Source organism: Paenibacillus sp. AR247, assembly GCF_002968895.1.
GTDB lineage: Bacteria > Bacillota > Bacilli > Paenibacillales > Paenibacillaceae > Paenibacillus_AQ > Paenibacillus_AQ favisporus.
This window is the reverse complement of the sequence record NZ_PCZT01000009.1, coordinates 1,451,818-1,455,687: the sequence shown is the minus strand read 5'-3', so window position 1 is coordinate 1,455,687 and position 3,870 is coordinate 1,451,818. Positions and strand designations below refer to the sequence as shown.

Genomic DNA, 3,870 nt, shown 5'->3' with positions numbered 1-3,870 from the left:
GGGCAGTGCCGAAACGATCGGTCTTGCCGGACCGGGCGTCATTATCTCTTACGTCTTCGCCGGGCTGCTGCTGCTCGTCGTCATGGGAGCCATGGCGGAAATGGCTACGGTTTACCCGGGTAAAAATATGAAGGACTTCGTCCGAGAGGCCTTTGGCGAGAGAGTGTCCTTTATTATGGGGTGGATGTACTGCTTCCTGTGGCTATCCGTGTGCGTCATTGAAATTATAGCGGCCGGCAGCTTTTTGCAGTATTGGTTTCCCGGGGTACCGTTATGGTTGCTTAGTCTAGCCAGCGCGGCCTTCATTATTCTGATTAATCTGATGAGCGTGGGAAGCTTCGGCGAGTTCGAATTTTGGCTGCGGGGATCAAAATCGCCATGATTATCGTCTTTATCGTTTTAGGGGCATGCTTGATCTTCGGGATCATTCCGAGCAGCAATACGCCGTATCTGCATAACTACTCGGCGGCCGGAGGATTTCTGCCCAACGGATGGACGTCCATCTTTTCCGCTTTGCTTGTGGTCATGTTTTCCTACGGGGGTTCGGAACTGATCGGTTTAACATTGACGGAAACGGAAAACAGCGAAAAGGTGCTGCCCAAAGTGGTACGCAATTTTATTTTGCGGATCATATTATTTTTCACGCTGCCGATCCTCGTGATATGCGGGCTGATTCCCTGGAACCAGCTCGGCCCCGAGTCGAGTCCGTTTGTCCAGGTACTGACTGCGACCGGCTTGTCCGGGGCGGCGGATCTCATGAATTTTATTCTGGTTACAGCAGTGCTGTCTGCAGCCAACTCGGGAATTTACGGAGCATCGCGCATGCTTCACTCCATGGCTGCAGCTGGCGAAGCATCGCCGGCTCTTGCCCGCACGAACCGGAGGGGGATCCCGGTAAATACGCTGTTATTGTGTGCCGTGATATTGATATTGGGATCCATGCTCGGCATGTTTGCACAGGATCAGTTGTTCCGCGTGTTAATGGCTGTCCCGGGATTTTGCGTCCTGCTGGTCTGGATTTGCATATCGCTGGCACAAATCAAGCTGCGGAAGTCGTATCCGGTGGAGCCATCCTTTAAGGTTTGGGGGTACCCTTATGTTACGTCTGCCGTCGTGGCCTGCTTGGCGGTAATCGCGGCCATGTTTTTATTCGATGCGCAGAACCGGCTAAGTATCGGCGTATGCATTGCCGTACTTATCGTGCTGATTATCTGGTCGATGATCCGGTTTTCCAGGACTGGAGGAAGAAGCAAGTAAGCGAAAAAAAGCGAATGATGTGCTTATGAAGCAGTTGGGTTCTGTCTCATATGACCCGTCCCATTTGATATTTTTATCAAGACTATCGATTTTATTGAAACCTGAAGCCGCCTCCGTCCGTCTATGATGGTAACGGAGGTGCAGCATGAAGAATACGATTAAAATCAGTTCGATTCTGCTGGCGCTGGCTATAGCTGTTGCGGTAACCGCATGCAGTGACAAACAGGATACGGCGCCGGGTACGCCAGACCACATGGATGAGCAGAACAATCCGTCAACCCAGCCTGGGAATGCTGAACAGGTACCGTCCGTGAAGGAAGGAACCGGAACATATACCGGCCAGGCTGATCCGCATACGGTGGAGATTGTGGTTGACGGCAAGCCTACCGCTTTTCAGCTGGGTGACGGGCTGGATCAAACGGTAGCCGATTTGCAGGAGCAGGACCACGTCCAATTCAAATACGAGGAAAAGGCTATTGAAGGCGAGGATACGCTAAAGCAGCTCGTACTGACCGAAATTAAAAAAACGGACAGCGTGCAAGGAGCAGGCCAAGGCACCGATAGCGACACATCCGGCAAGGATTCATCTTCCAGTGCTTCGGCCGGCGGCCAATCTGATTCAGGAGACTCTAAATCATCCGCAAACAGCGGTAATGTAAGTAAGCGCCCTGCCGAGGGCAAGCTGGAGGTCACCTTGGAAGGCAACGACGAAGTGCGGCCCGCCAAGCTTGTTCAGGCAAAAGGGTATTCGCTGTATATTCCCGAACAGTTCTCTTTTGATGCGGGCAAGCATCTGCTGTATATGAACATTGACCACGAGTACTCGGTCCGTATTGAGAAGCTGCCTGCAGACTTCAACTTGGACCAGCTGGAGTCGCAGGGGAAGGAAGAGCTTAAGCCGTATGGCGAAATCAAGAAGCTTGGGGAGGCAGACCTTACCGGTCCGATGAAGGACGCGCTTATCTTTTTGACGGCATTCGATTCCTCGGGAACCCATGAATATATCGTGAAGAAGCTTGACGGCAGCGGATTTGTTTTTCATGTCACACAGCCGCAGAGGGAAGCTTCTGAAGGTTTTGGACCACTGGCGTTTGCAGCGCTGAATTCGATCGAGAACGAATAGCTTTCAAACTGAAATTACCGTTGTTTGTACGGGGATTTGCAGGAATAAGAAGAGAAAAACCGCCATCTGGCGGTTTTTTTTCGCTTACGGTTTATTGTTGTCGGCAGAACGCCGGGAACCGGCTGACCCAGGCCACGCAGTGCGAATAACAAGCTCTGCGATGAGAAGCAGCAAAGGAATCGTAATAAACACGCTGATCCGGTAGCTGACCGGGTAAGGACTTCCGGCAAGCGTGCGGATCGTCCACGTGAGGACGTGGACAACCAGGTTTGTAAAGCAGAAAGCATAGCTGCGAATCATCCACTTCCGGTGGCTGGCCATTTGCTTTTTCCGGATCTGAATTACAGCGATCACCGTGAATGCCGGCCATAGCATCGTTAACAGGTTAAAAGCAATGCTGACCGATCTTCCTCCCGTGGCGACCGGTGCCATATAACCTGAGGTGAGGCCAACCAGCATGACGCAAATGACATATAAATATCCGTTGAACCGGTGGAATTTTACGTGTCTGATCCGGATCCGTGCTGCGAAGTTGACGGCTCCGCAGATCATGGCCAAGCAGGCCAATCCGGCATGAATCCTCATGACGATCAGCCACAGCTTAGGGTCCAGGGGATGGTTCAGGTCCGTTTTGAAGCCGAGAAATGCCGAGGCCGACATGGCAAAATACTCCGCTCCGTTTGGCGATAATGTTCGAATCACGGCTGTGCCAGTAGTCGAACTGCGTTCGGAAATTTATGCTATAGGAAAACGCTTTTGGTTGCAACGCATGTTTGGTGTCGTTTTTGTGACGGAATGGATATTATTAGAAAAATAATATTTGACAGAACAGTACAGAATTAAGTATGCTAAGAATCAATCCAATCATCAAACCTATGAAAGGGATGCCTAAACATGAGTAAAAGCGGTAGACCCCGTGAGTTCAAAGACACAGCCGTTATCGACGCCGCTGTGGAGGTGTTTTGGTCACAGGGATACGGGGCCTGCTCAACAAACGATTTATGCAAGGAAACCGGTCTCGGCAGAGGAAGCCTGTATAATGCCTTCGGGAGCAAGCATGAGCTGTATGAGCAGGCGCTGATCCGGTACCATCAGGTGGGGATTGAGGCGCAATTGGAAATCCTGAACACCGACGCTCCGGTAAAGGAGCGGCTGCAAGAGCTGTTGGAATGGGAAATCCGGGAGGGCTCGACAGCCAAGGACCGTGGATGTTTGCTTATTAACGCGTCGGTAGAGCGTGGAAAGACTGACCCGACTGTTGAGCGGATCTTCAAACAGCATGTGGCACTGCTGGAGCAGGCTCTCGAGAAAACGATTCGCGAAGGGCAGTCCGCCGGCGAAATTTCCCGTGAACGGGATACATCGGAGCTGACGGCTCTGTTCCTCAGCTGCTGTTATGGCCTGCGTGTGATTTATCCGGGGACCATCGAACCGTGCGTTGGCCCGGCAGATTATTGACGGCACGCTTGCGGCCATTTTTTAGCAGAATC

Annotated in this window: 3 protein-coding genes and 2 pseudogenes; 4 read left to right on the top strand and 1 reads right to left on the bottom strand. The window is 51.8% G+C overall.

Annotation, left to right across the window (positions count from 1 at the left end; all coding sequences use genetic code 11):
- Positions 1–1,257 (top strand): annotated as a pseudogene (locus tag CPT76_RS14960) (amino acid permease); the annotation flags it as partial.
- Positions 1,258–1,402: 145 nt separating this feature from the next.
- Complete coding sequence (locus CPT76_RS14955) at positions 1,403–2,380, top strand: hypothetical protein (RefSeq protein WP_105443456.1); 978 nt, start codon at positions 1,403–1,405, stop codon at positions 2,378–2,380.
- Positions 2,381–2,464: 84 nt separating this feature from the next.
- On the opposite strand, the gene CPT76_RS14950 is transcribed toward CPT76_RS14955, so the two are convergent.
- A complete protein-coding gene (locus CPT76_RS14950; RefSeq protein ID WP_105443455.1) occupies positions 2,465–3,040 on the bottom strand; it encodes a DUF2306 domain-containing protein in 576 nt (191 codons plus the stop codon).
- On the opposite strand from CPT76_RS14950, the gene CPT76_RS38380 reads away from it, so the two are divergent.
- Positions 3,039–3,197: a hypothetical protein gene (locus CPT76_RS38380; protein ID WP_219845430.1), complete on the top strand. Its 159-nt coding sequence runs from the start codon at positions 3,039–3,041 to the stop codon at positions 3,195–3,197. The genes CPT76_RS14950 and CPT76_RS38380 overlap by 2 nt on opposite strands.
- Positions 3,198–3,274: 77 nt before the next feature.
- A pseudogene (locus CPT76_RS14945) lies at positions 3,275–3,863 on the top strand (TetR/AcrR family transcriptional regulator).
- Positions 3,864–3,870 lie beyond the last annotated feature (7 nt).